This window comes from Kitasatospora sp. NPDC059571, assembly GCF_042735675.1.
Lineage (GTDB): Bacteria > Actinomycetota > Actinomycetes > Streptomycetales > Streptomycetaceae > Kitasatospora.
The window spans coordinates 1-2,001 of the sequence record NZ_JBHWBW010000765.1; the positions used below are offsets into that span (position 1 = coordinate 1).

The window sequence follows — 2,001 nt, forward strand, 5'->3', positions numbered from 1 at the left end:
ACGGCGCGCACCGGGTGCCCGTTGCGGCGGGCGTCGGACAGCCGCTCGACGAGCAGCATGCCGACGCCCTCGCCCCAGCCGGTGCCGTCCGCGTCGTCGGAGAACGCCTTGCAGCGGCCGTCCGTGGCCAGGCCGCGCTGACGGCTGAACTCCACGAAGGTGCCGGGGGTGGACATCACCGTCACACCGCCCGCCAGGGCCATGGTGCACTCGCCGCTGCGCAGCGCCTGGACAGCCAGGTGGAGTGCCACCAGCGAGGACGAACAGGCCGTGTCGACGGTGACCGCCGGACCCTCCAGCCCGAAGGTGTAGGAGACCCGGCCGGAGGCGACGCTGCCGAAGCTGCCCGTGCCGAGGTGGCCCTCGACGCCCTCGGGCACGGCGCCCAGCCGGCTGGCGTACTCGTGGTACATCAGGCCCGCGAAGACGCCGGTGCGGCTGCCCTTGAGCGTGCGCGGGTCGATGCCGGCCCGCTCGAACGCCTCCCAGGAGGTCTCCAGCAGCAGCCGCTGCTGCGGGTCCATGGCGAGGGCCTCGCGCGGCGAGATCCCGAAGAAGGCCGGGTCGAACGCGCTCGCGTCGTAGAGGAAGCCCCCCTGGCTGACGTAGCTGGTGCCGTGCGCGTCCGGGTCGTCGTCGATCAGCGCGTCGGCGTCCCAGCCGCGGTCGGCGGGGAAGCCGCCGATGGCGTCCGTCCCGGTGGCCACCAGCTGCCACAGGTCCTCGGGCGAGGCCACCCCGCCGGGGTAGCGGCAGGCCATGCCGACGATCGCGATCGGCTCCCGGTCGCGCTCCTCCATGTCGCGCAGGCGCCGCCGGGCATTGCGCAGGTCGGCGGTGGCGCGCTTGAGGTAGTCGCGCAGCTTGTCCTCGTTCAGCATGTCCGTCCGCTCCTTGCGGCAAAGAATGGGGGTGGCGCCCGGGTCAGGAGGTCTCGAGCTCGTCGTCGAGCAGGTCGAAGAGCTCGTCGTCGGTGGCCGTGTCGAGGTCGCGATGGTCGTCGAGGGGGTCGGCCGGGCCGCCGAGGGCGTCCCGCCACTGGGTGAGCAGGGCCTGGAGGCGCAGGGTGACCCGCGCCCCGGTCTCCGCATCGGTCGGGGTGTCCGCCAGGGCCTCGGCGAGGCGGTCGAGTTCGGCGAAGACGCCGGGACCGGCCGGGTCCCCCTCCTGCGGGACGGCGGCGGACAGGTGGGCGACCAGGTCGACGGGGCTCGGGTGATCGAAGATCAGCGTCGCGGGCAGCCGCAGGCCGGTGACCGCGGTGAGGCGGTTGCGCAGCTCGACGGCGGTCAGCGAGTCGAAGCCGAGCTCGCGGAACGCATGGCCGGGCTGGACGGCGGCCGCCCCCGCATAGCCGAGGACGGCGGCGACCTGGCCGCACACCACCTCCAGCAGGATCCGCTCCCGGTCCTGCGCCGACTGCCCGGCGAGCCGCCGCCGCAGCTCCGCGGCCGGATCGGCCACGGCCGCCCGGGCGGCGCGGCGGACGGGCGGCTGGACGAGGGACCGCAGCAGGGCCGGCACCTGCCCGCCCTGTGCGGCCGACGCCCGGACGGCGGCCAGGTCGAGCCGGGCGGGCACCAGCACCGGGTGGTGCGGCAGAGCCGCGGCCGTGTCCAGCAGGGCCAGGCCCTCGGCCACCGACAGCGCGGCCACCCCTCCGCGGGCCATCCGCTCGACGTCGGCGCTGTCCAGGGTGTCGGCCATCCCGCCGTCGTCCGCCCACAAGCCCCAGGCGAGCGAGGTCGCCGGGAGGCCCGCGGCGTGGCGGTGGGCCGCCAGGGCGTCCAGGAAGCTGTTCGCAGCCGCGTAGTTGGCCTGGCCGGCCGCACCGAACACCCCGGCGAGGGACGAGAACAGGACGAACGCGGCAAGCGGGCGGTCCTTGGTCAGTTCGTGCAGGTTCCAGGCCGCGTCGACCTTCGGCCGCAGCACGGCGGCCAGCCGATCGGGGGTGAGGGAGGAGACGATGCCGTCGTCCAGGACGCCGGCGATGTGGAC

The 2,001-nt window shown here is 75.2% G+C and carries 2 protein-coding genes; both read right to left on the reverse strand.

Annotated features, from left to right (window positions below; all coding sequences use genetic code 11):
• On the reverse strand, positions 1-881 hold an 881-nt coding region (locus ACFV0G_RS38785), incomplete at its 3' end, for a beta-ketoacyl synthase N-terminal-like domain-containing protein (RefSeq protein WP_380558435.1).
• Positions 882-924: 43 nt separating this feature from the next.
• A partial coding sequence (locus ACFV0G_RS38790) for a beta-ketoacyl reductase (protein WP_380558438.1) occupies positions 925-2,001 on the reverse strand: 1,077 nt, incomplete at its 5' end.